1 pseudogene is annotated in these 912 nt (G+C 63.9%); it reads right to left on the reverse strand.

From position 1 onward, the window contains the following. Window positions 1–17: 17 nt before the first annotated feature. Window positions 18–912, reverse strand: a pseudogene (metG, locus tag I5W_RS14330) (methionine--tRNA ligase subunit beta); the annotation flags it as partial.

Here is a 912-nt window from a genome sequence, read left to right on the forward strand (position 1 = left end):
CATCGGCGGCGAATGCCTTAGCGCACGCGCATGCCCGGCTCGGCACCCGGCCAGGGGTTGAGCACGTAGATGCCCGGATTGGTCTTCTCGTCCTTGGCGGAGGCGGCCAGCACCATGCCCTCGGAGACACCGAACTTCATCTTGCGCGGTGCCAGGTTGGCCACCATCACGGTCAGCTTGCCGACCAGTTCTTCCGGCTTGTAGGCCGAGGCGATGCCCGAGAAGACATTGCGGGTACGGCCTTCACCGGCGTCCAGGGTCAGGCGCAGCAGCTTGGTGGAGCCTTCCACCGCTTCGCAGTTGACGATCTTGGCGATGCGCAGGTCGACCTTGGCGAAGTCATCGATGGAGATTTCCGGTGCCAGTTCTTCGATGGCGCTTTCTGGCGCTGCAGGAGCGGCCGCAGGCGCTTCCGGCGCTTCGAACAGGGCATCGAGCATCTTGGGATCGACACGCTGCATCAGGTGCGAATAGGCATTGATGACGTGGCCATCGGCCAGCGGCACGGCCACATCGCTCCACTGGAAGGGCTGGACCTGCAGGAAGGCTTCCACCTGGGCGGCCAGTTGCGGCAGCACCGGCTTGAGGTAGACGGTCAGGATGCGGAAGGCTTCCAGCAGGCGGCTGCAGACTTCGTGCAGTTGCGCGTCCTTGCTGCTGTCCTTGGCCAGTTCCCAGGGCTTGTTGGCGTCCACGTAGGCGTTGATGGCGTCGGCTTGCTCCATCACCAGGCGCAGGGCTTTGCCGTATTCGCGCTGCTCGTAGAGGCTGCGGATTTCTTCAGCCACGCCGCGCAGCTTGGTCAGGAAGGCGTCGTCAGCGGTGGCCCACTGAGTGGACACACGGCCTTCGAAGCGCTTGGCGATGAAAACGGCAGCGCGGCTGGCGATATGACGTACTTGCCGATCAGGT

It is taken from the genome of Herbaspirillum sp. B65, assembly GCF_000333555.1.
Taxonomy (GTDB): Bacteria; Pseudomonadota; Gammaproteobacteria; order Burkholderiales; family Burkholderiaceae_D; genus Herbaspirillum; species Herbaspirillum rubrisubalbicans.